At 60.8% G+C, this 22,452-nt stretch carries 18 protein-coding genes; 7 read left to right on the top strand and 11 right to left on the bottom strand.

The features are described 5' to 3' along the window. From N8H74_RS15880 to N8H74_RS15845, 8 genes are all read right to left on the bottom strand, one after another. Entirely contained in the window at window positions 1-927 is a 927-nt protein-coding gene (locus tag N8H74_RS15880) for an ABC transporter permease subunit (RefSeq protein WP_217831005.1), read from the bottom strand. 10 nt (window positions 928-937) lie between these two features. Next, window positions 938-1,948: an ABC transporter permease subunit gene (locus N8H74_RS15875; protein WP_217831004.1), complete on the bottom strand. Its 1,011-nt coding sequence runs from the start codon at window positions 1,946-1,948 to the stop codon at window positions 938-940. Window positions 1,949-2,021: 73 nt separating this feature from the next. Continuing rightward, the gene (locus N8H74_RS15870) at window positions 2,022-3,617 is read right to left on the bottom strand and encodes an ABC transporter substrate-binding protein (RefSeq protein ID WP_262148684.1); all 1,596 of its coding nucleotides are present in this window, start codon (window positions 3,615-3,617) and stop codon (window positions 2,022-2,024) included. A gap of 77 nt (window positions 3,618-3,694) precedes the next feature. Beyond that, complete coding sequence (locus N8H74_RS15865) at window positions 3,695-5,110, bottom strand: OprD family porin (protein ID WP_262148683.1); 1,416 nt, start codon at window positions 5,108-5,110, stop codon at window positions 3,695-3,697. A gap of 178 nt (window positions 5,111-5,288) precedes the next feature. Further along, a complete protein-coding gene (locus N8H74_RS15860; protein ID WP_262148681.1) occupies window positions 5,289-6,887 on the bottom strand; it encodes an ABC transporter substrate-binding protein in 1,599 nt (532 codons plus the stop codon). A 300-nt stretch (window positions 6,888-7,187) separates the two neighbouring features. Continuing rightward, window positions 7,188-8,810, bottom strand: coding sequence for an ABC transporter substrate-binding protein (locus N8H74_RS15855; protein WP_217831000.1), 1,623 nt, complete (start codon window positions 8,808-8,810; stop codon window positions 7,188-7,190). A 260-nt stretch (window positions 8,811-9,070) separates the two neighbouring features. Next, window positions 9,071-10,672: an ABC transporter substrate-binding protein gene (locus tag N8H74_RS15850; protein WP_262148679.1), complete on the bottom strand. Its 1,602-nt coding sequence runs from the start codon at window positions 10,670-10,672 to the stop codon at window positions 9,071-9,073. A gap of 184 nt (window positions 10,673-10,856) precedes the next feature. Next, window positions 10,857-11,573, bottom strand: a complete 717-nt coding sequence (locus N8H74_RS15845) for an SIMPL domain-containing protein (protein ID WP_217830998.1) — start codon at window positions 11,571-11,573, stop codon at window positions 10,857-10,859. Between the two features lie 228 nt (window positions 11,574-11,801). Here N8H74_RS15845 and N8H74_RS15840 point away from each other — a divergent pair, with 228 nt between their 5' ends. The 4 genes from N8H74_RS15840 to N8H74_RS15825 all read left to right on the top strand — a co-directional run bounded on the left by N8H74_RS15840 (window position 11,802) and on the right by N8H74_RS15825 (window position 16,308). Beyond that, window positions 11,802-13,064 carry an ATP-binding protein gene (locus tag N8H74_RS15840; RefSeq protein WP_217830997.1) on the top strand — a complete coding sequence of 421 codons (1,263 nt, stop codon included), beginning with the start codon at window positions 11,802-11,804 and terminating at the stop codon, window positions 13,062-13,064. Next, on the top strand, window positions 13,057-13,617 hold the full coding sequence (locus N8H74_RS15835) for a response regulator transcription factor (protein ID WP_217830996.1): 561 nt from the start codon (window positions 13,057-13,059) through the stop codon (window positions 13,615-13,617). The genes N8H74_RS15840 and N8H74_RS15835 overlap by 8 nt, the downstream gene beginning before the upstream one ends. Window positions 13,618-13,713: 96 nt before the next feature. Next, window positions 13,714-15,441, top strand: a complete 1,728-nt coding sequence (locus N8H74_RS15830; protein WP_262148676.1) for an ABC transporter ATP-binding protein/permease — start codon at window positions 13,714-13,716, stop codon at window positions 15,439-15,441. 120 nt (window positions 15,442-15,561) lie between these two features. After that, window positions 15,562-16,308, top strand: a complete 747-nt coding sequence (locus N8H74_RS15825) for a FadR/GntR family transcriptional regulator (RefSeq protein ID WP_217830994.1) — start codon at window positions 15,562-15,564, stop codon at window positions 16,306-16,308. Between the two features lie 3 nt (window positions 16,309-16,311). On the opposite strand, the gene N8H74_RS15820 is transcribed toward N8H74_RS15825, so the two are convergent. From N8H74_RS15820 to N8H74_RS15810, 3 genes are all read right to left on the bottom strand, one after another. Next, entirely contained in the window at window positions 16,312-16,686 is a 375-nt protein-coding gene (locus N8H74_RS15820) for a hypothetical protein (protein ID WP_262148674.1), read from the bottom strand. Window positions 16,687-16,810: 124 nt separating this feature from the next. After that, window positions 16,811-16,999, bottom strand: a complete 189-nt coding sequence (locus N8H74_RS15815) for a hypothetical protein (RefSeq protein ID WP_217830993.1) — start codon at window positions 16,997-16,999, stop codon at window positions 16,811-16,813. A gap of 11 nt (window positions 17,000-17,010) precedes the next feature. Then, window positions 17,011-18,315, bottom strand: coding sequence for a phospholipase (locus tag N8H74_RS15810; protein ID WP_262148672.1), 1,305 nt, complete (start codon window positions 18,313-18,315; stop codon window positions 17,011-17,013). A gap of 233 nt (window positions 18,316-18,548) precedes the next feature. On the opposite strand from N8H74_RS15810, the gene kdgD reads away from it, so the two are divergent. From kdgD to N8H74_RS15795, 3 genes are all read left to right on the top strand, one after another. Further along, on the top strand, window positions 18,549-19,460 hold the full coding sequence (gene kdgD, locus N8H74_RS15805; protein WP_217830991.1) for a 5-dehydro-4-deoxyglucarate dehydratase: 912 nt from the start codon (window positions 18,549-18,551) through the stop codon (window positions 19,458-19,460). A gap of 74 nt (window positions 19,461-19,534) precedes the next feature. After that, window positions 19,535-20,980 (top strand): aldehyde dehydrogenase family protein, encoded by a 1,446-nt coding sequence (locus tag N8H74_RS15800; RefSeq protein ID WP_217830990.1) that lies wholly within the window; start codon window positions 19,535-19,537, stop codon window positions 20,978-20,980. A 99-nt stretch (window positions 20,981-21,079) separates the two neighbouring features. Beyond that, window positions 21,080-22,444: an MFS transporter gene (locus N8H74_RS15795; protein ID WP_217830989.1), complete on the top strand. Its 1,365-nt coding sequence runs from the start codon at window positions 21,080-21,082 to the stop codon at window positions 22,442-22,444. Window positions 22,445-22,452: the final 8 nt, after the last annotated feature.

Raw genomic sequence — 22,452 nt, 5'->3', positions numbered from 1 at the left:
TCAGGCGGCGTTCTTGAGTTTCGGGTCCAGCGCATCGCGCAGGCCGTCGCCCATCAAGTTGATTGCCAGCACGCTGAGCAAAATGGTCAAACCAGGCAGACTCACGACCCACCAGGCGCGTTCGATGTAGTCGCGGGCCGAGGCCAGCATGGTGCCCCACTCAGGGGTTGGCGGCTGGACGCCCAGGCCGAGGAAGCCCAGGGCGGCGGCATCGAGGATCGCCGAGGAGAAGCTCAGGGTCGCTTGAACGATCAGCGGTGCCATGCAGTTGGGCAGCACGGTGATGAACATCAGGCGTGGCAGACCGGCGCCGGCCAGGCGCGCGGCGGTCACGTAGTCGCGGTTCAGTTCGCCCATGACGGCGGCGCGGGTCAGACGTACATAGGACGGCAGGGACACCACGGCGATCGCGATCACGGTGTTGATCAGGCCTGGGCCGAGGATGGCGACGATCGCCACGGCCAGCAGCAGCGACGGCAGGGCCAGCATGATGTCCATCAGGCGCATGATGGTCGGGCCGAGCATTTTCGGGAAGAAACCGGCGAACAGACCCAGCAGGATCCCCGGAATCAGCGACATCACCACCGACGACAGGCCGATCAGCAGCGACAGGCGCGAACCCTGGATCAGCCGCGACAGCAGGTCACGGCCCAGTTCATCGGTGCCGAGCAGGAACTGCATCTGACCGCCTTCCAGCCACGCCGGTGGCGTCAGCAGGAAGTCACGGTATTGCTCGCTCGGGTTATGCGGGGCGACCCACGGCGCGAAGATCGCGCAGAAAACCACCAGCAGCATGAACAGCAGGCCGGCAACCGCGCCCTTGTTCTTCGCGAAGGCTTGCCAGAACTCTTTGTACGGCGATGGGTACAGCAGGCTTTGATCCGCGCTCGGGGCGGCGGTGGCTACTGAGGATGTTGGAGTGCTCATGGTATTGACCTCAGCGCTGATGACGGATGCGTGGGTTGGCAAAGCCGTAGAGGATGTCCACTACGAAGTTGACCAGGATCACCAGGCAGGCGATCAGCAGGATGCCGTTCTGCACGACAGGGTAGTCCCGGGCGCCGATGGCTTCGATCAGCCATTTGCCGATGCCGGGCCAGGAGAAGATGGTTTCGGTCAGGACCGCGCCGGCCAGCAGGGTGCCGACTTGCAGACCGACCACGGTCAGTACCGGGATCAGCGCGTTGCGCAGGCCGTGGACGAACACCACGCGCGACGGCGACAGGCCTTTGGCCTTGGCGGTGCGGATGTAGTCTTCGCGCAGCACTTCGAGCATCGACGAACGGGTCATCCGCGCGATCACCGCCAGCGGAATGGTGCCCAGCACGATGGCCGGCAGGATCAGGTGATGCAGGGCGTCGAGGAACGCGCCGGCGTCATCGGCCAGCAGGGTATCGATCAGCATGAAACCGGTGCGTGGCTCGATGTCGTAGAGCAGGTCGAGCCGTCCGGAAACCGGGGTCCAGCCCAGGCTGACCGAGAAGAACATGATCAGGATCAGGCCCCACCAGAAGATCGGCATCGAGTATCCCGCCAGGGAGATGCCCATCACCCCATGGTCGAACAGGGATCCTCGCTTGAGTGCCGCGATCACCCCGGCCAGCAGGCCGATGACGCCGGCGAACAGCAGCGCGGCCATGGACAGTTCCAGGGTCGCGGGGAAGAGGGAGGTAAACTCGGTCCACACGCTCTCGCGGGTACGCAGGGACTCACCGAGATCGCCGTGGGCCAGTTTGCCGATGTAGTCCAGGTACTGGGCGTACAGCGGCTTGTTCAGACCAAGGCGTTCCATTGCCTGAGCGTGCATTTCGGGGTCGACCCGACGTTCGCCCATCATCACTTCCACGGGGTCGCCGGGAATCATGCGAATCAACGCGAAGGTCAGCAGGGTGATGCCGAAAAACGTGGGGATCAACAACCCCAGTCGGCGGGCAATAAAACTAAACATCTTGTGTGCTACCTCATCAGCCGGTTAGGCGTGCCCGGCGACCCTGGGGTCAGGGAGGCCGGGAGTTTCTTATCTACTTCACCTGGGTAGTGGCGAAGTTATTGGTTGTCAGAGGGCTGATGTTGTAGCCCTCTACATTGTTGCGCATTGCAGTGAACATCCGGGTATGGGCCATGCTGATCCATGGCTGGTCCTGATTGAACAGCACCTGGGCCTGTTCATAGAGTCTGGCGCGTTCGGCCGGATCTACTTTAGCCCGTGCTTCATCCAGCAGTGCCTGGAATTTGTCGTTGCACCAGCGAGCGTAGTTTTCGCCGTTCTTCGCGGCTTCGCAACTGAGCATAGGCGTCAGGAAGTTATCCGGGTCGCCGTTATCGCCCGCCCATCCGGCCGACACCATATCGTGTTCGCCGTTTTTGGCGCGTTTAAGCATCTCGCCCCATTCCATGACGCGGATGTCGACCTTGATCCCGACTTTCGCCAGGTCGGCCTGCATCATCTGCGCGCCGAGCATCGGGTTCGGGTTGGTCGGGCCGCCGCCGTTACGGGTAAACAGGGTAAACACGGTGCCGTCCGGAACCCCGGCTTCCTTGAGCAGCGCGCGTGCCTTGTCGAGGTCGCGTGGCGGGTTTTTCAGCTCGTGGTTGTAGCCCAGCAGGGTCGGCGGGTACGGGTTGACCGCCACGGTGGCGTTGCCCTTGCCGAACAGCGCGTTGACATAGGCTTCCTTGTCGAAGGCGATGTCGATGGCTTTGCGCACGCGCACGTCGCTCATGTACTTGTGCTGGGTGTTCATCGCGATGTACGAGACGGTCATCGCGTCCAGCTCGGCGACTTTCAGGTTGCTGTCTTTCTTGATGCTCGGAATGTCATCCGGCTTCGGATACAGGGCGATCTGGCACTCGTTGGCCTTGAGTTTCTGCAGGCGCACGTTGTTGTCGGTGGCGATGGCCAGGATCAGCGCCTCGGCCGGTGGCTTGCCACGGAAGTAGTCTGGGTTGGCCTTGAACCGTACCTGGGCGTCCTTGTTGTAACGCTGGAAGACGAACGGGCCGGTGCCGATCGGCTTGTTGTTCAGATCGCCGGTCTTGTTGGCCTTGAGCAACTGGTCGGCGTATTCGGCCGGGTAGATCGATGAGAACGCCATTGCGATGTCGGCCAGGAATGGCGCTTCGCGGCGGGTCAGGGTGAACTTGACCGTGTTGTCGTCGACTTTTTCTACGTTTTTCAGCAGTTCCTTGAAGCCCATGCTTTCAAAGTACGGGAAGCCCACGCTCGACAGCTTGTGCCACGGGTGATTCGGGTCCAGTTGACGCTGGAAGCTCCAGACCACGTCGTCGGCATTCATGTCGCGGGTCGGCTTGAAATATTCGGTGGTGTGAAACTTGACGCCTTTGCGCAGGTGGAACGTGTAGGTCAGGCCGTCATCGCTGATGTCCCAGGATTCGGCCAGCGCCGGAATCACCTCAGTGGTGCCGGGCTTGAAGTCCGCCAGTCGATTGAAGATGGTTTCGGCCACCGCATCGGCTGTGACTGCAGTCGTGTACTGGACCATATCGAAGCCTTCCGGGCTGGCTTCGGTGCAGACCACCAAGGGTTTGGCCGAGACGCCGACGGCGACACTCAGCAACGCAGCCGCGATGGCCGCACGTAGGGGAAGCATTTTCATCAAGAACCCTCTGCAATCGGTTGAAGACAAAAGCCGAGCGGCCGACTCGTCACTGAGTCAGCCGTCGGCGTGGGTTTTTACAGGATGTTGAATGGAACGGTGGTCACCAGACGGAACTCGTTGATGCTGCCGTCAGCCTGGTTCTCGCTGGCGCGGTGGGCGGTGTAGGTCGCGCGCACGGTGGTCGCCTTCAGAGGACCGCTCTGTACGGCGTAGGAAGCACCGATGCCGTATTCGTAGTGGGTTTCGCCGTCCATCGCCTGCACGCCGTCATAGCCGCCACCCTTGTAGTGAGTGCCGTCGATGCCCCAGCCGCGAGCCTGGTAGATGTTGAACTTGAGGCCCGGCACGCCGTATTCGGCCATGTTCAGACCGTAGGCCACCTGGAAGGACTTCTCGTTCGGACCGTTGAAGTCCGACAGCAGGGAGTTGGCCAGGTAGATGCCGTTGGTTTCGTGCAGGTAGTCGAAGTACTCGTTACCGTTCACTTCCTGGTACGAGAAGGTCAGGCTGTGGGCCTGGTGAGTCAGACCGAACGACAGGGAGTAGGTGTCGTTGTCGATTTCGCCCAGCTTCTTTTTGCCTTCGTCGACGGTCTTGTAGTAGTTCAGGCCGGTGGTCAGGCTCAGCACCTGGCTGTCACCCAGCTCGTGGGTGGCGCCGAAGTAGTACTGGTTCCACAGGTCTTCGGCCTGGGTCGCCCACAGGCTGGTTTTCAGGCTTTCCAGTGGCTGGTAGGAGATACCGGCGGTGTTCACATGGTCGGCTTCAGCGTCGATGTTGCCGTACTCGGAGCGGAACTTGCTCAGGCTTTCTTCGGTACGTGGCGAGACGCGGTCGAAGGTGGCCAGGTCGAAGGACAGGTTGTTCAGCTCTTCGCTGTGGATCGCGATACCTTCGAAGCTCGATGGCAGCGCACGGTTGCCGATCACGTCGACCTGCGGGCTGCTGAAGTTCATGCGGCCGGCGGTCAGGGTGGTGTTGGAGATACGGGCCTTGACGTTGGCCAGGCCCAGTTTGCTCCACTGGCCTTGAGCGTCGCCGCCTTCCTTGGTCAGGGTACGGTTGTTGCCGGCGCCTGGACGGGTGCCCGGCGCGCCGCCGTTGTTGGAGGCCAGGTTCTCGCGATCACGCTCCAGGGCGATGGCGTTGTACGCCGCCACTTCGGTGCTGAAACCGACGGTGCCTTCGGTGAAGCCCGAGTTGTACTTGACGATGGTGCCTTGCACCCAGTTGATCCGGCGATCGGTCGGCGTCGATACTCCGTCCTTGCGATAAGCGAACTTGCCGCCGCGCTTGAGTTGCTCGTTGGCGTACCAGTTACGGGTCGTGCCGCTGATCGACTGACCTTCGAGGAAGCCGGTGGCTTCGGCCTGGGCGCTCTTGTCGTTGACGGTCACCGGGGTGAACGCCTGGCTCTGGTTTTCCGCGTAAGCCGTGGCGGTGATGCTGCTGATGGCCAAGGCCAGTATCGCGGTGCTGCTCAGTTTCATGGGTGAAGCTCCTTTACTTTCTTTTTATACCGGTCTTTTTTGATTGCCCGGCTATTTGGTTTAGAACTCATTCACACATCGCAAACGTTTGCAAAATGCCTGATTGGCGAATTTCGGCAAAGCGCTTGCGTGAGGGGGTAGACGGCCCCCTCAGCGTTGCGGCTAATCGGTTTTTTGTTTAATCGATGCTGACACCCGAAAAAACGTTGCGGCCGAAGGGGCTCACCTTGAACCCTTCGACTTTGGCGCTCAGCGGCTGGTTGACCGTCGAGTGAGCGACAGGCGTCATCGGCACTTGCTGCTTGAGCAACTGCTGGGCCTGTTTGTAGAGCACGGTGCGCTGGTCGCGGTCGGTCACGACCTTGGCCTGCTTGATCAGCTTGTCGTAAGCCGGATCGCACCACATGGAGTAGTTGTTGCCGCCAATGGCGTCGCAGCTGTACAGCGTGCCGAGCCAGTTGTCCGGGTCGCCGTTGTCACCGGTCCAGCCGATCAGGCTGACGTCGTGCTCGCCGTTCTTGATGCGCTTGATGTACTCGCCCCATTCGTAGCTGACGATCTTCACTTTCAGGCCGATCTTCGCCCAGTCGGCCTGGAGCATTTCGGCCATCAATCTGGCGTTGGGGTTGTACGGGCGTTGCACCGGCATCGCCCACAGGGTGATTTCGGTGCCTTCCTTGACGCCGGCGGCCTTGAGCAATTCCCTGGCCTTTTCCGGGTTGTAGGCGGTGTCCTTGATCGTGTCGTCGTAGGACCACTGGGTCGGTGGCATACCGTTGACCGCCAACTGACCGGCGCCCTGGTAAACGGCGTTGAGAATTCCTTGTTTATTCACCGCCATGTCCAGCGCCTGACGCACTTCGAGCTGGTCGAAGGGTTTGTGGTGCACGTTGTAGGCGATGTAGCCCAGATTGAAACCAGGCTTGGTGATCAGTTGCAGCTTCGGATCGTTCTTCAGCGCCTCGATATCGGCCGGACGCGGGTGCAGGGTGATCTGGCACTCGTTGGCCTTGAGTTTCTGCACGCGCACCGACGCATCGGTGTTGATCGCGAAGATCAGGTTATCGAGCTTGACCCGGCTCGGGTCCCAGTAGTGCTTGTTGCCGGTGTAACGAATGTTCGAGTCTTTCTGGTAGCTCTTGAACACGTACGGGCCGGTGCCGACCGGTTTCTGGTTGATGTCGCTCGGCTTGCCTTCGGCCAGCAGCTTGTCGGCGTACTCGGCGGACAGGATGGAGGCGAAGCTCATGGCGATGTTCTGGATGAACGCGGCGTCGACGGTATTGAGCGTCATGACCACGGTCAGCGGCCCGGTCTTTTCGACCTTGGCGATGTTCTTGTTCAGGCTCATCCCGTTGAAATACGGGAACTCGGTGGGATAAGCCTTACGGAATGGCTGTTGCGGATCGAGCATGCGGTTAAACGTGAACAGCACGTCGTCGGCGTTGAAGTCGCGTGTAGGCTTGAAGTACGGCGTTGTATGAAATTTCACCCCTTCACGCAGGTGAAAGGTGTACGTGAGGCCATCCTCGGAAATATCCCAACGCGTTGCCAGGCCTGGTACGACATTGGTCGCGCCTTTTTCGAACTCTGCCAGGCGGTTATACAGCGGCTCGGCGGCGTCGTTGTCGGTCGCCGTCGTGTACTGCGCGGTATCGAACCCGGCCGGGCTGCCTTCGGAGCAGAACACCAGGCTTTTGCCGGCGGCGAAACTGGCGGACGTGGCGGCCAACAGGCCGGCGCCCAGCAATGCGGAACAAATCAAGGTATGGCGCATGACGCTCCCTCTTTTTTAGTGTTTTTCGATGCACCGCGGTCCCTTCCGGGGACGTTGTGGCTGCAGCGAATTCAAACCGATACGCACGGCGAAAACCGATAGTCCACGCAGTGACTGGTCAGACTCCCGACGGTAGGGGCCGTGGGGCTGGCAGTAAATGCGCTGAGTCCTAAAGACTCGTAGGAAAAGGCAACACGTCCTATACCGACTCGGTCAGATCGAGTGGAAAAGGATGTAAGTAAATTCCTAACAGATCGGCAAAAAACAGCGGCGACGTTGAGAGCGTCGCCGCTGCCTCTTTTACTTGACGCTGACGCCGTAGAAGGAGTTCAGGCCGAATGGGCTGATCTTGAAATCCTGCACGTTGGCGCGCATGGGTTGATACACCGTCGAGTGAGCGATAGGTGTGAATGGAACAGCATCTTTGAGGACGTGTTGCGCCTGCTTGTACAGTTCGGTGCGCTTGGCCTGGTCGGTGGTGCGCTTGGCGTCTTTGACGAGGCCGTCAAATTTCTTGTCGCACCATTTGGCAAAGTTGTTGCCGCTCAGCGCGTCACAACCAAACAACACGTTGAGCCAGTTGTCCGGATCACCATTGTCACCGCTCCAGCCAATGATCATGGCCTGGTTCTCGCCACCTTTGGAGCGCTTGATGTACTCGCCCCACTCGTAGCTGACGATCTTCACGTTCAGACCGATCTTCTTCCAGTCGGACTGGAGCATTTCGGCCATCAGCTTGGCGTTCGGGTTGTACGGACGCTGTACCGGCATCGCCCACAGAACGATCTCGGTGCCTTCCTTGACGCCGGCTTCCTTGAGCAGCTCCTTGGCTTTCTCAGGATCGTACTTGGCGTCCTTGATGGTGGTGTCGTAGGACCACTGGGTCGGCGGCATGGCATTGACGGCCAACTGGCCGGCGCCCTGGTAAACCGAGTCGATGATCTGCGGCTTGTTGACCGACATGTCCATTGCCTGGCGAACGCGCAGGTCAGCCAGCGGGTTCGGCTCGTTGCTGCCCTTGACCTTGTCCATCACGTTGTAGGCGATGTAGCCCAGGTTGAAACCGGCCTGGTCAGGCATCTTCAGCGCCGGATCGGCTTTCAGTCCTGCGAGGTCGGCCGGACGCGGGAACAGGGTGACCTGGCACTCGTTCTTCTTCAGCTTCTGGATACGCACCGACGGGTCGGTGGTGATGGCGAAGATCAGGTTGTCGATCTTGACGTCTTCAGGCTTCCAGTAGTCCTTGTTGCCGGTGTAACGGATGTTCGAGTCTTTCTGATAACTCTTGAACACGAACGGACCAGTGCCGATCGGTTTCTGGTTGATGTCGGCAGCCTTGCCTTCCTTGAGCAGTTGGGCAGCGTATTCGGCGGACTGGACGGAGGCGAAGCTCATGGCCATGTTCTGGATGAACGCGGCATCAACTTCCTTGAGGGTGAACTTGACGGTGTGGTCGTCGACTTTATCGATCTTGGTGATGTTGGTATCCATCCCCATGTCGGTGAAGTACGGGAATTCGGTCGGGTACGCCTTACGGAACGGGTCATCCTTGTTAATCATGCGATTGAAGGTGAACAGCACGTCGTCGGCGTTGAACTCACGAGTCGGCTTGAAATACGGGGTGGTGTGGAACTTGACGCCTTCACGCAGGTGGAAGGTGTAGCTCAGGCCATCCGGGGAAATGTCCCAACTGGTCGCCAGCCCAGGAATCACGGCGGTGCCGCCACGCTCGAACTGGGTCAGACGGTTGAACATGGTTTCGGCGGAGGCGTCGAAGTCGGTTCCGGTGGTGTACTGGCCTGGGTCGAAACCGGCCGGGCTGCCTTCGGAGCAGAACACAAGGTTAGTCGCGGCGGTGGCGAAAGGTGCGGAGGCTAACAAGCCTGCGCCGACTAAGAACGGAATGACCGCGTGTTTAAGCATGTTGGCCTCATGATTTGTTGTCATTTTTTAATAGTGAGGTACGACCTCGTGAGTCGTGCCTGCGGATACTTATGCAGGGGCTATACCCAATGCAAGATCCAGAGCGACTGGTGGCCCTAAACCGTGGCACGAACGTACCTTAATGTCGCATCTGTATAACTTTTGACGCATTTAACCGTTTGCGGACGGTTTTTACGGTGCAAGCAGCGCCCTAAAAAGGTGCAACCGGGACGCAAAATGCTCCCGGTTGGGGCTGGGTGTTACTTATTTATACCCACACCATAGAACGGGGTAAGACCGAACGGGCTGATGCGGAAGTCGGTGACTTCCTTGCGCAGCGGCTGGAACACCGTGGAGTTGGCGATCGGGGTGATCGGCACCTGTTGTTTAAGGATCAGTTGCGCCTGTTGATACAGTTTTACCCGCTGCGCTTTATCGGTGGAGACCTTGGCTTGCTGCACCAGTCTGTCGTAGGCCGGATCGCACCATTTGGCGTAGTTGCTGCCTTTCACCGCCGCGCAGCTGTAAAGCACGCCCAGCCAGTTGTCGGGGTCGCCGTTGTCACCGGTCCAGCCGTAGATCATCGCGTCGTGTTCACCGTTCTTGGCGCGCTTGATGTACTCGCCCCATTCGTAGCTGACGATGTTGGCCTTGATGCCGATCTTTTCCCAATCCTGCTGGATCATCTGCGCCGACATCCGCGCATTCGGGTTCGAGGCGCGCTGCACGGTCATCGCCCAGAGGTTGATGGTTGTACCCGGTGCAACCCCGGCCTCCTTGAGTAGCGCCTTGGCTTTCACCGGGTCGTATGGGGCGTCCTTGATGTTCGGATCGAACGACCATTGCGCCGGCGGCAGGGCGTTTTGCGCCAACTGGCCGGCACTCTGATAGACGGCCTTGATGATCGCCGGTTTGTCGATGGCCATGTCCAGAGCCTGACGGACCTTGAGCTGATCCAGCGGAGGATGGGTGGTGTTGTAGGCGAGGAAGCCGAGGTTGAATCCGGCCTGCTTCAACACGCGCAGGTTCGGGTCCTGCTCCATGACTTCAATGTCGGCCGGGCGCGGGTAGCCGCTGACCTGGCATTCGCCGGTCTTGAGCTTTTGCAGGCGAACGGCGGCGTCCGGGGTGATCGAGAACACCAGGTTGTCGATCTTCACGTCCTCGGGTTTCCAGTAGGCCTTGTTCGCCGCATAGCGGATCTGCGAATCCTTCTGGTAGCGCTTGAACACGAACGGGCCGGTGCCGACCGGTTTCTGGTTGAGATCGGCGGCCTTGCCTTCCTTGAGCAGTTGCGCGGCGTATTCGTCCGACTGCACCGAGGCGAAACTCATGGCGAGGTTTTGCACGAACGCGGCGTCGACGTTGTTCAAGTTGAAGCGCACGGTGTGGTCGTCGATTTTTTCCACGGATTTGATCGTGGTGTTCAGGTCCATGTCGGTGAAGTACGGCGACTCGGCGGGATAGGCCTTGCGAAAGGCGTTCTCCGGATCGAGCAGGCGCTGGAAGGTGAACAGCACGTCATCGGCGTTGAAGTCGCGGGTCGGGGTGAAATAGTCCGTGGTGTGGAATTTCACGCCCTCGCGCAGGTGGAAGGTGTATTGCAGGCCGTCGGCGGAGACGTCCCAGCGGGTCGCCAGGCCGGGTTCGATGTCGGTGCCGCCACGTTTGAATTGGGTGAGACGGTTAAAGACGGTTTCGGCGGAGGCATCGAAGTCGGTGCCGCTGGTGTATTGGCTGGGATCGAAGCCGGCGGGGCTGGCTTCCGAGCAGTACACAAGGGTTGTGGCGGCGTGTGCCAGAGGGGTCATGGCGGTGAAGGCGAGGGCGAGTAGCAGCGATTTCAGGGTGAAGCTTTCCATTGAGTCCCCGGGTTTTGGTGTTGGTTTTTTTTGAGAGTAGCGGGGATTCCGGGGTGGGCGGAAATATCGTTTTTCTTGGGGGAGTGTCTATCTCGGTATATGTGGGGGGAGGGCCGCTTCCCAAGGCCACAAAAAAACCGGCGACCCTCGCGGATCGCCGGTTTTTCATTCACCTCGAATCAACTCACTGCATCAGCACTTCAATCGAGCCGTCGGCGGTCATGCTCACCTGGCTGGTGCCGGCTTCTACATCCGGTGTCACCGGTGCTGCGTCCATGCCCGCCGCTTTCATCATCATGGGGGCACGCATGTAGGGTTGTGGATAACCGTTGCTGTTGAGGTTCAGGCTGACGATTTTGTAGCCCTTGCCGCCGAGGGCGTCGGTGGCGAGTTGAGCGCGGGCCTTGAAGGCGGTCACGGCTTCCTTGAGCAGGGCGTCTTCGCTGGATTTACGGGTCGGGTCGGCGATCGCGAAGTCCATGCCGCCCATCTTCAGGTCGGTCAGCAGTTCGCCGGTGAGTTTCGACAGGGCGGCGAAGTCGGCGCTTTCCAGACGCAGTTCGGCGCGTTCGCGCCAGCCGGTGATTTTCTGGCCCTTGGTGTCGTAGATCGGGTAGCTGTTGCGGCTGCCCTGGCGCAGGGTGATGTCCTTGACCTGCTTGGCCTGGGCCAGCGCCTTGTTCATGGTGGTGCTGATGTCGGCGGCGAGTTTGGCCGGGTCGGCGTTTTGCTCTTCCGTGTACAGGGTCACGATCATCAGGTCGCGGGCCACTTCCTTGCTGACTTCGGCGCGCAGGGCGATCTGGTTGTAGTGCAGATCATCGGCGGCCAGGGCCGGCAGGCTGGCGACGCTGCCGACGGTCAGGGCGAGAAGGGCGGCGCTGCGGCGAAATGTGTGCATGAAAGCTCCTTGATATGGGCGCAGGTGATGGTTCGGGGGCCTGCGTGAAACCATCAGACTCTAGCGTCTATGATCCGGTTCGCCCAGTTACAACTTCTATACAGATGGCGAGCGCCGTGCTTTTTCCTTGCACACGCCGGTGTGGTCGTTTGACGCACTTTCGCCTCTCGGGCGCGCGGCTTGGTTATACTCCGTGCGATCCGCCTGGAGCGCTCATCAGGAGAGCTCATGCTCGCCCCCGTACAACTGACTTCCGCCACTCGCCAGAACCTCTGGCGGCTGACTTTTATCCGCACGCTGGTGCTGGCCGCGCAGGCCGGTTCCGTGGGCCTGGCCTACTGGCTGCAATTGTTGCCGTTGCCGTGGGTGCAACTGGTGATGACCCTCGGCTGTTCGATTCTGCTTTGTGTGTTCACCGCCGTGCGTCTGCGCACCTCATGGCCGGTCACCGAGCTCGAATACGCGCTGCAACTGGCCTGCGATCTGTTTATCCACAGTGCCTTGCTGTATTTCTCCGGTGGTTCGACCAACCCGTTCGTTTCGTATTATCTGGTGCCGCTGACCATCGCGGCGGTGACGCTGCCATGGCGCTATTCGGTGATTCTGTCCGGTATCGCGCTGGCCTTGTATACCCTGATGCTGACGCACTTCTATCCGCTGGAAACCTTGCCGGTCGCTCGGGAGAATCTGCAGATCTACGGCATGTGGCTGAGCTTTGCCCTCGCCGCTGCGGTGATCACTTTCTTCGCCGCGCGCATGGCCGAGGAACTGCGCCGTCAGGAAGAGTTGCGCGCGATCCGCCGCGAAGAAGGCCTGCGCGATCAGCAGTTGCTCGCCGTCGCCACCCAGGCCGCCGGCGCCGCCCATGAACTGGGTACGCCGCTGGCGACCATGAGCGTGCTGCTCAAGGAAATGCAGCAGGATCATCCCGATCCGATGCTGCAAGACGATCTGAAGGTGCTGCAGGATCAGGTCAAGCTGTGCAAGCAGACCCTGCAGCAACTGGTGCGTGCCGCCGAGGCCAACCGGCGTCTGGCGGTGGAAATGCAGGACGTCACCGACTGGCTCGACGAGGCGCTCAACCGCTGGCACCTGATGCGCCCCGAGGCCAGTTACCGCTTCCAGCGTCTGGGCCAGGGCACCGTGCCGCGCATGGCGCCGCCACCGGATCTGACCCAGGCCTTGTTGAACCTGCTGAACAACGCCGCCGACGCCTGTCCGGAAAATCTCCAGGTGACCCTGGACTGGAGCGCCGAAGACCTGACCATCAGCATCCGCGACCACGGTGCCGGTGTGCCGCTGGCCATCGCCGAGCAGATCGGCAAACCGTTTTTTACCACCAAGGGCAAAGGTTTCGGCCTGGGCCTGTTTTTGAGCAAGGCCAGCGTGACACGCGCCGGCGGCTCAGTGAAACTCTATAGTCATGAGGAAGGCGGCACGCTCACCGAGCTGCGTCTGCCCCACGGCGCCCGAGGAGACCAACATGAGTGACGAAATCCAAGTCGAAGGCGAAGAACTGCCGCATTTGCTGCTGGTCGACGACGATGCGACCTTCACCCGGGTGATGGCCCGTGCCATGGCCCGTCGTGGCTTTCGCGTCAGCACCGCCAGTTCCGCCGAGGAGGGCCTGACGCTGGCCCAGGCCGATCTGCCGGACTATGCCGCGCTCGACCTGAAGATGGACGGCGACTCCGGTCTGGTCCTGCTGCCGAAGCTGCTGGAACTGGACCCGGAAATGCGCGTGGTGATCCTCACCGGTTATTCGAGCATTGCCACCGCCGTCGAGGCGATCAAGCGCGGTGCGTGCAACTACCTGTGCAAACCGGCGGATGCCGACGACGTCCTGGCCGCGCTGCTTTCCGAGCATGCCGACCTCGACAGCCTGGTGCCGGAAAACCCGATGTCGGTGGATCGCCTGCAATGGGAACACATCCAGCGCGTGCTGACCGAACACGAAGGCAACATCTCCGCCACTGCCCGCGCCCTGGGCATGCACCGCCGCACTTTGCAGCGCAAACTGCAGAAGCGCCCGGTTCGTCGCTGAACCTGCGCTGAACGGCTATCGCCAGCCCTCGCGATAAAACGCACCGATCAACTATGATCGGTGCGTGTCTGTTCTTTTCTTTATCGAGCCTTTTCCATGAATCAGAACGCTGAATATTCCGCGGTCAACGATGCTGTGCGCGGGCAGTTTTTTCGCAAAGTGTGGGCGATGACCACGCCTTACTGGCGCAGCGAAGAGAAGGGCAAGGCCTGGACGCTGCTGATCGCCGTGATTGCGCTGTCGCTGTTCAGCGTTGCCATTTCGGTGTGGATCAACAGTTGGTACAAGGATTTCTACAACGCCCTGCAAAAGAAGGATGAGGCAGCGTTCTGGCAGTTGATCCTGTATTTCTGCGGCATCGCCACGGTGGCGATCCTTGGCGCGGTGTACCGGCTGTACCTGACGCAGATGCTGACCATCCGCTGGCGGGCGTGGCTCACCGAGAACCACTTCAAACGCTGGCTCGGCCACAAAAACTATTATCAGCTGGAGCAGGGCGGTTACACCGATAACCCCGACCAGCGGATTTCCGAAGACCTCAACACCTTCACCGCCAACACCTTGAGCCTTGGCCTGGGACTGATCCGCACCGTGGTCAGCCTGGTGTCGTTCTCGATCATCCTGTGGGGCGTGTCGGGCAGCATCGAAGTGTTCGGGGTCGAGATTCCCGGCTACATGTTCTGGTGTGCGCTGCTGTATGCGGCGGTCGGCAGTTGGCTGACGCACCTGATCGGTCGGCGCCTGATCGGTCTGAACAACCAACAACAACGCTTCGAAGCCGACTTGCGTTTCTCCATGGTGCGAGTGCGCGAGAACGCCGAGAGCATCGCCCTGTACAACGGCGAGCCGAATGAGACTCGCCGCTTGAGCAGCCGCTTCGGGCTGGTCTGGCACAACTTCTGGGACATCATGCGCGTGTCCAAACGCCTGACGTTCTTCACCTCCGGCTATGGCCAGATCGCAATCATTTTCCCGTTCATCGTCGCCGCGCCACGTTACCTGTCGGGCAAGATCGAACTGGGTGAGCTGATGCAGATCAACTCGGCATTCGGCAATGTGCAGGAGAACTTCAGCTGGTTCATCAGCGCGTATTCGGATCTGGCGGCATGGCGTGCCACGTGCGACCGACTGCTGAGTTTCCGCCAGGCCATGAGCGACAATGAAGAGCGCGCACCGGCCATCGACGTGCAGAACCAGGGCAGCGAATTGAAGGTGCACAACCTGGGTCTGGATCTGGCCGACGGTCGTCATCTGCTGACCAACGGCGACATGACCGTCGAGGCGGGTGAGCGCGTCATGCTCAGCGGTCGCTCCGGCAGCGGCAAGTCCACCCTGCTGCGCGCGATGGGCCATTTGTGGCCGGCGGGGCATGGCAATATCCGGCTGCCGGCGGCGCGCTACCTGTTCTTGCCGCAGAAGCCCTATCTGCCGATCGGCACCTTGCGTGAAGCGCTGAGTTATCCACAGCCGGGCGACACCTACGCGCCGGAGCGTTATGCACAAGTGCTGGAAACTTGCCGCCTGCCGCATCTGGTTACGCGTCTGGATGAGGCCAATCACTGGCAGCGCATGCTGTCGCCGGGTGAGCAGCAACGACTGGCCTTCGCCCGGGCGCTGCTCTACGCGCCGCACTGGCTGTACATGGACGAAGCGACGTCGGCGATGGACGAGGAAGACGAAGCGACGCTGTATCAGGCGCTGATCGATCAGTTGCCGGGGCTGAGCATCGTCAGCGTCGGCCACCGCAGCAGCCTCAAGCGCTTCCACCCAAGGCACGTACGGATCGACAATGGACACCTCGTGGAGCAGACGGTCACCGCCTGATCCTTCACAAATCGTCCGTGCGGGAGTGGACAAGCCCACTCCCGCACGGACGATGTGATCGTACAACCCGCTTGCGCTATGATGCGACCCAAGCCGAATTTTTGAGACCAGACGCACACCATGGAAAACCCGATCGACACTCCGCGCCTGCCTCGCAAGCGCCGCAGCCTGGCACAGGAACTGGTGACGGTGCTGACCGAGCAGATCCGCGACGGCCTGCTCAAGCGGGGCGACAAGTTGCCCACCGAGTCGGCGATCATGGAAGCCCATGGCGTCAGCCGTACCGTGGTGCGCGAGGCGATTTCCCGTTTGCAGGCGGCCGGGCAGGTAGAAACTCGTCACGGCATCGGCACGTTCGTGCTCGACACGCCGAGCCCGAGCGGTTTTCGCATCGATCCGGCGACAGTGGTCACCCTGCGCGATGTTCTGGCGATCCTCGAGTTTCGGATCAGCCTGGAAGTCGAATCCGCCGGGCTGGCCGCGCAACGCCGCAGCAGTGAACAACTGGCCGCCATGCGCGCCGCCCTCGATGCGCTGAACGAAAGCGTCGCCCATGCCAGTGATGCGGTGGCGTCGGACTTCCAGTTCCATCTGCAAATCGCCCTGTCCACGGGCAACCGCTATTTCACCGACATCATGACCCACCTGGGCACCAGCATCATTCCGCGCACGCGCCTGAATTCCGCGCGGCTGGCCCATGATGACCAGCAGCACTACATGAATCGCCTGAGTCGCGAGCACGAAGAAATCTACGATGCCATTGCCCGCCAGGATTCCGATGCGGCCCGCGCGGCCATGCGTCTGCACCTGACCAACAGCCGCGAACGCCTGCGCCAGGCCCATGAAGAGGCTCAGGCGCAGGGTTGAGAATCAGGCTTCGATGGTCAGTCTGAGCGGCTCCGAGCACAGTTCCAGGCTCGACTCGTCGGCGAATTTGTAGCGCAGTTCAACGCTGCCGTTCAGGTAGTTTTCCAGCGCTGAGCGGGGCACGCTCAGCTCGACGCCGGTCAGGCTGACCATGTCGTCCAGCGCTTCACTCCAGACCCCCGTCGGCTCCCAGACGCCTTGCCACTCAGGCTGTTCCGGGTCCGGGCCGAGAATCGGATAGACCTCCCAGTTCGCGGGCGTGTCTTGGGCGTCGGGAACCTGAAGGCGCAAGTCGTCGCTCAGGGCCGACAGTTTCAGCACAACGGTTTCGGCCGAGTGATGGGGAAATTGCGGAAGGGTTGGCGGGATGAAATCCATGATCGGTTCGCTCCATGCGAGGTGAGCCGTGATCCATTCACGGCGGCTCTGCACGGTAAAAGCGTTTTGCCTGAAATGCCCGGAAATGTTCATTTCCGGGCATTTCCGCGATCAGGGTTTCCTGTCAGGCAGGAAGGATCGTGCGGTCGACCCGGACGGCCAGTCGGGCGCTGCCGGGTTTGGCATCGAACGTCGCGTAACCCTGTTTATCCACCGTCGCGCGGGCAATCGCCACGCCATCGGCCAGCAACTCCAGCGGCGCACCTTTGAGGGATTGGCCCGAGGCCAGTTCCAGTTTCAATTTGATTGTCATGGTCATTCTCCTCAGTGGGTGTTGCCGGTGGGGTGGTAGTCCTTGAGCAGCAGGTAAGTGCTCCAGCCCCACCAGTCGTCGACCGTGGCGGTGTCGTTGAGGTTGTTGACGTCCTTGCGTCGCAGCACCTTGCCGCCCTCGGAGCGGAACAGTGGCGAGAAGTTGTTCGCCAGGTCGAGCACCGCTGCCAGATCCGGCAGCCGTTGCAACGCGGCGAAGCCGGAAGGCGCGGGCACGGTGCCGCTGAGGTAGGCGGCGAACACTTCGTCCGCCGAGGCCTGCACCGCTTGATTGACCTGGTTGCGGTTGTCGGTGTCGCTCGCTTCGAAGTAACGCTTGTCGCCGAACGCACGCCATTGATCGCCGTGGGCATTGCGCACCTTGAGGCCGAACTTGCTGTCTTCGTCGTGCATGAAACGGGTGAGCAGCGAACCCAGGTCGCTTGGGGTGACCACGGCGGCCATGTCCTTGCGCGGCACCCGCAGGTGGCCGGAGGAGAACAGGTCGGTCAGGTAGTGATCGGCGAAGGCGTTCACCGCGTAGGCCCGTTCCAGTTGCTGCGGGTCGTGACTGGCACGGGCGGCGACGGCGGTTTGCAGGGCGGCGGTGTGCCCGGCGATGTAGGCCAGTCTGGCCCATTCGCCGAAATGGTCAGCGTTGTTCGCCGCCAGTTTCAGATAACGCCCGAGCGGGAACAGCGCCGAGACAAAACTGCCGCCGCCGGTGATCTTGTTCCACTCTTCGGACAACGTATCTCCCAGTGCATCGTAGGCTTCGTGTGGCGGCTTGCCGTCCTTGATCGCCTGCCTGACCGCATCGATCTCCTTTTGCATGACCGCGAGAATCTGCGTTGCTTCGGCCCGCGAGGCCGACAGCACCGCGAGGGAATCGAATGCGGCGTTGAAACGTTGCAGGCGTTCGGCCGGCGTGGCGCCTTCGTTGATCGGCCGATCGACGACGCCGTAGAAATCACCGCCCAGCGCCAGCACCTGGCCGTAGGTCAGGGCCAGGCCGTTGGGCAGGTGCAAGGGGACGTTTTGCGCAAGCACGGGCTCGGCGTTTTCGACGAAGCGCAGGCGCGTGTTATCGCCGATGGCCGTATGTTCCGCGCCCTCGAACCTCAGGGGTGGCTTGCCTTTCAGGGCTTTGCCGGGGAGGGCGGTGGCGGGTGAAACGTCGCTGTGAGCGTCGGCAATGTGCAGCAGCAAATGCGGATGGTCAGCGCTGATCGTGATGCCGTTCGCGCTGAACAGATCATCGAACCGAGCGATGACCGGTGCAGGTTTTTCCGTTGTTTTTGTTTGTAGACCGGACATTTCTTTCTCCTTGATATGTCGTCGGCAGGTTTTATTTAACTGTATATACATACAGTCAAATCGAGCCTAGCCGAGAATATTCCTACGTCAAGAAAAGATCTTGTCCGACAAAAAATGCCTGACGGCGATGAAATGCAGTTGACGGTTGTTATTTAAGTTGTACGATGACCTACAACTTCGGCGAAGGCTGAACGGTCCACTCACAAAAATACGTTGCTCAGGGTGTTCGAATAATGAATCCACAAGAACTGAAGTCCATCCTCTCCGCCGGCCTGCTGTCGTTCCCGGTGACCGATTTCAATGCCCAGGGCGATTTCAACCGCGCTGGCTACATCAAGCGCCTGGAATGGCTGGCCCCGTACGGTGCTTCGGCTCTGTTCGCCGCCGGCGGCACCGGTGAGTTCTTCTCCCTGGCCGCCAGCGAATACTCGGAAATCATCAAGACTGCCGTCGATACCTGCGCCAGCAGTGTGCCGATCCTCGCCGGTGTCGGTGGTTCGACCCGCCAGGCCATAGAATACGCTCAGGAAGCCGAGCGTCTGGGCGCCAAGGGCCTGTTGCTGCTGCCGCATTACCTGACCGAAGCCAGCCAGGACGGCGTTGCCGCCCACGTTGAAGCCGTGTGCAAATCGGTGAACATCGGTGTGGTGGTCTACAACCGTAACGTCTGCCGTCTGAACGCAACGCTGCTGGAGCGTCTGGCCGAGCGTTGCCCGAACCTGATCGGTTACAAGGATGGCCTGGGCGACATCGAACTGATGGTGTCGATCCGTCGCCGCCTCGGTGACCGCTTCAGCTACCTCGGCGGCCTGCCGACCGCTGAAGTCTACGCCGCGGCCTACAAGGCTCTGGGCGTACCGGTCTACTCCTCGGCGGTGTTCAACTTCATCCCGAAAACCGCGATGGACTTCTACCACGCGATCGCCCGTGAAGATCACGCCACTGTCGGCAAGATCATCGACGACTTCTTCCTGCCGTACCTGGACATCCGCAACCGCAAGGCCGGCTACGCCGTGAGCATCGTCAAGGCCGGGGCAAAAATTGCCGGCTATGACGCAGGCCCGGTGCGGGCACCGCTGACCGACCTGACCGGCGAAGAGTATGAAATGCTCGCCGCGCTGATCGACAAGCAAGGTGCGCAGTAACACCCGATAAAACAGAGGCCGCTGAGCAATCAGCGGCTTTTTGCGTGAAGGCTTTTAGATTCGAGGGCAGTCCCGTGGCACATGCACAACGTTACGACAACTACATTAACGGCGAATGGGTTGCCGGCGCCGACTACTCGGCCAACATCAACCCGTCCGAACTGAGCGACACCATCGGCGACTACGCCAAGGCTGACCTGGCACAGGTCAATGCGGCCATCGATGCTGCCCGCGCCGCGTTCCCGGCCTGGTCGACCTCGGGTATTCAGGCCCGTCACGATGCGCTGGATAAAGTCGGCAGCGAAATCCTCGCCCGTCGCGAAGAACTCGGCACCCTGCTGGCCCGGGAAGAGGGCAAGACCCTGCCCGAAGCCATCGGCGAAGTGACCCGCGCCGGCAACATCTTCAAGTTTTTCGCCGGTGAGTGCCTGCGTCTGTCCGGCGATTACGTGCCGTCGGTGCGTCCGGGTGTCAACGTCGAAGTGACCCGCGAAGCCCTCGGCGTGGTCGGTCTGATTACGCCGTGGAACTTCCCGATTGCCATCCCGTCGTGGAAAATCGCCCCGGCCCTGGCTTACGGCAACTGCGTGGTGCTCAAACCTGCGGATCTGGTGCCGGGCTGCGCCTGGGCGCTGGCGGAAATCATTTCCCGTGCAGGCTTCCCGGCCGGTGTGTTCAACCTGGTGATGGGCAGCGGTCGCGTAGTTGGCGAGGCGCTGGTCAACAGCCCGAAAGTCGACGGCATCAGCTTCACCGGTTCCGTGGGCGTGGGCCGGCAGATCGCGGTCAGCTGCGTTTCGCGCCAGGCCAAGGTGCAACTGGAGATGGGCGGCAAGAACCCGCAGATCATTCTCGACGACGCCGACCTCAAGCAAGCGGTCGAGCTGTCGGTACAGAGCGCGTTCTACTCCACCGGCCAGCGTTGCACTGCATCGAGTCGCCTGATCGTTACCGCCGGGATTCACGACAAGTTCGTCGAAGCCATGGCCGAACGCATGAAGTCGATCAAGGTCGGTCACGCGCTGAAGGCCGGCACCGACATCGGTCCGGTGGTCTCGCAAGCCCAGTTGGAACAGGACCTGAAGTACATCGACATCGGCCAGTCCGAAGGTGCGCGTCTGGTCAGCGGCGGTGGCCTGGTGACCTGCGACACCGAGGGCTACTTCCTCGCGCCGACGCTGTTTGCCGACAGTGAAGCGTCGATGCGCGTCAGCCGCGAAGAGATTTTCGGCCCGGTGGCGAACATCGTCCGCGTGGCCGATTACGAAGCCGCGCTGGCCATGGCCAACGACACCGAATTCGGCCTGTCGGCCGGCATCGCCACCACCTCGCTGAAGTACGCCAACCACTTCAAGCGTCATTCCCAGGCCGGGATGGTGATGGTCAACCTGCCGACCGCCGGCGTCGATTACCACGTTCCGTTCGGTGGCCGTAAAGGTTCATCCTATGGCTCACGTGAGCAAGGCCGCTATGCGCAAGAGTTCTACACCGTGGTGAAAACCAGCTACATCGGCTCGTAACCCGCTGCACCCGCGCAGGGCATTCGCCTGAGGCCCTGCGCGGCACAAGACCAAAGAATGTTTTACCCGCATAAAAATAATCAGTGGGAGTACATCTACATGCAATCGTCCAAGCCGACTCACGTCCGCTATTTGATTTTGCTCATGCTGTTTCTGGTGACCACGATCAACTACGCCGACCGCGCCACCATCGCGATCGCCGGTTCCAGCCTGCAAAAAGACCTCGGTATCGACGCGGTCACCCTCGGTTACATCTTCTCCGCTTTCGGTTGGGCCTACGTGGCCGGGCAAATTCCCGGTGGCTGGCTGCTCGATCGGTTCGGCTCGAAAAAAGTCTATGCCCTGAGCATTTTCACCTGGTCGCTGTTCACCGTGCTGCAAGGTTTTGTCGGTGAGTTCGGCATGTCCACCGCGGTGGTGGCGCTGTTCATGCTGCGCTTCCTGGTGGGCCTGGCCGAAGCGCCGTCGTTCCCCGGCAACGCGCGGATCGTCGCGGCCTGGTTCCCGACCGCTGAACGCGGCACTGCGTCGGCGATCTTCAACTCGGCGCAATACTTTGCCACCGTGCTGTTCGCGCCGCTGATGGGCTGGATCGTGTTCAGCTTCGGTTGGGAACACGTGTTCATCGTCATGGGTATTCTCGGCATCGTGTTCTCGCTGGTCTGGCTGAAAATTATCCACAGCCCGCGCCAGCACCCGATGGCCAACGAAGCCGAAGTGAACTTCATCGCCGACAACGGCGGCATGGTCGACATGGACCAGAAGAAGGGCAAGAAGGCTGACGGTCCGAAGTGGGACTACATCCGCCAGTTGCTGACCAACCGCATGATGCTCGGCGTTTATCTGGGCCAGTACTGCATCAACGGCATCACTTACTTCTTCCTGACCTGGTTCCCGGTGTACCTGGTGCAGGAGCGCGGCATGACCATCCTCAAGGCCGGTTTCATTGCTTCGCTGCCGGCAATCTGCGGCTTTATCGGTGGTGTGCTGGGCGGGGTGATTTCCGATTACCTGCTGCGCAAGGGGCATTCGCTGACCTTCGCTCGCAAGGCGCCGATCATTGCCGGCCTGCTGGTTTCCAGCAGCATCGTGGCCTGCAACTATGTTGAAGTGGAATGGATGGTGGTCGGCTTCATGGCCCTGGCATTCTTCGGCAAAGGCGTGGGCGCGCTGGGCTGGGCGGTGGTGTCCGACACCTCGCCGAAACAGATCGCCGGCCTGAGCGGTGGCCTGTTCAACACCTTCGGTAACATCGCGTCGATCACCACCCCGATCGTCATCGGCTACATCATCAGCTCCACCGGTTCGTTCAAGTGGGCGCTGGTGTTCGTCGGCGCCAACGCGCTGGTGGCAGTGTTCAGCTATCTGGTGATCGTCGGCCCGATCAAACGTGTGGTACTTAAAGAGCCGCCAACCAATGGCGGTTCCGAAGCCACCGGTAAATTGTCTCAAGCGCATTCCTGAGGAGCGGC

Source organism: Pseudomonas sp. B2M1-30, assembly GCF_025447575.1.
Taxonomy (GTDB): Bacteria; Pseudomonadota; Gammaproteobacteria; order Pseudomonadales; family Pseudomonadaceae; genus Aquipseudomonas; species Aquipseudomonas botevensis.
This window is presented reverse-complemented; position numbering and strand designations above follow the sequence as displayed.

Bases quoted from the DNA above. Each gene is read 5' to 3' on its own strand.
- N8H74_RS15795 (WP_217830989.1), top strand. From the start codon at position 21,080: ATGCAATCGTCCAAGCCGACTCACGTCCGCTATTTGATTTTGCTCATG.
- N8H74_RS15860 (WP_262148681.1), bottom strand. From the start codon at position 6,887: ATGCGCCATACCTTGATTTGTTCCGCATTGCTGGGCGCCGGCCTGTTG.
- N8H74_RS15870 (WP_262148684.1), bottom strand. From the start codon at position 3,617: ATGAAAATGCTTCCCCTACGTGCGGCCATCGCGGCTGCGTTGCTGAGT.
- N8H74_RS15855 (WP_217831000.1), bottom strand. From the start codon at position 8,810: ATGCTTAAACACGCGGTCATTCCGTTCTTAGTCGGCGCAGGCTTGTTA.
- N8H74_RS15880 (WP_217831005.1), bottom strand. From the start codon at position 927: ATGAGCACTCCAACATCCTCAGTAGCCACCGCCGCCCCGAGCGCGGAT.
- N8H74_RS15825 (WP_217830994.1), top strand. From the start codon at position 15,562: ATGGAAAACCCGATCGACACTCCGCGCCTGCCTCGCAAGCGCCGCAGC.
- N8H74_RS15835 (WP_217830996.1), top strand. From the start codon at position 13,057: ATGAGTGACGAAATCCAAGTCGAAGGCGAAGAACTGCCGCATTTGCTG.
- N8H74_RS15845 (WP_217830998.1), bottom strand. From the start codon at position 11,573: ATGCACACATTTCGCCGCAGCGCCGCCCTTCTCGCCCTGACCGTCGGC.
- kdgD (WP_217830991.1), top strand. From the start codon at position 18,549: ATGAATCCACAAGAACTGAAGTCCATCCTCTCCGCCGGCCTGCTGTCG.
- N8H74_RS15875 (WP_217831004.1), bottom strand. From the start codon at position 1,948: ATGTTTAGTTTTATTGCCCGCCGACTGGGGTTGTTGATCCCCACGTTT.
- N8H74_RS15815 (WP_217830993.1), bottom strand. From the start codon at position 16,999: ATGACAATCAAATTGAAACTGGAACTGGCCTCGGGCCAATCCCTCAAA.
- N8H74_RS15820 (WP_262148674.1), bottom strand. From the start codon at position 16,686: ATGGATTTCATCCCGCCAACCCTTCCGCAATTTCCCCATCACTCGGCC.
- N8H74_RS15830 (WP_262148676.1), top strand. From the start codon at position 13,714: ATGAATCAGAACGCTGAATATTCCGCGGTCAACGATGCTGTGCGCGGG.
- N8H74_RS15810 (WP_262148672.1), bottom strand. From the start codon at position 18,315: ATGTCCGGTCTACAAACAAAAACAACGGAAAAACCTGCACCGGTCATC.
- N8H74_RS15850 (WP_262148679.1), bottom strand. From the start codon at position 10,672: ATGGAAAGCTTCACCCTGAAATCGCTGCTACTCGCCCTCGCCTTCACC.
- N8H74_RS15865 (WP_262148683.1), bottom strand. From the start codon at position 5,110: ATGAAACTGAGCAGCACCGCGATACTGGCCTTGGCCATCAGCAGCATC.
- N8H74_RS15840 (WP_217830997.1), top strand. From the start codon at position 11,802: ATGCTCGCCCCCGTACAACTGACTTCCGCCACTCGCCAGAACCTCTGG.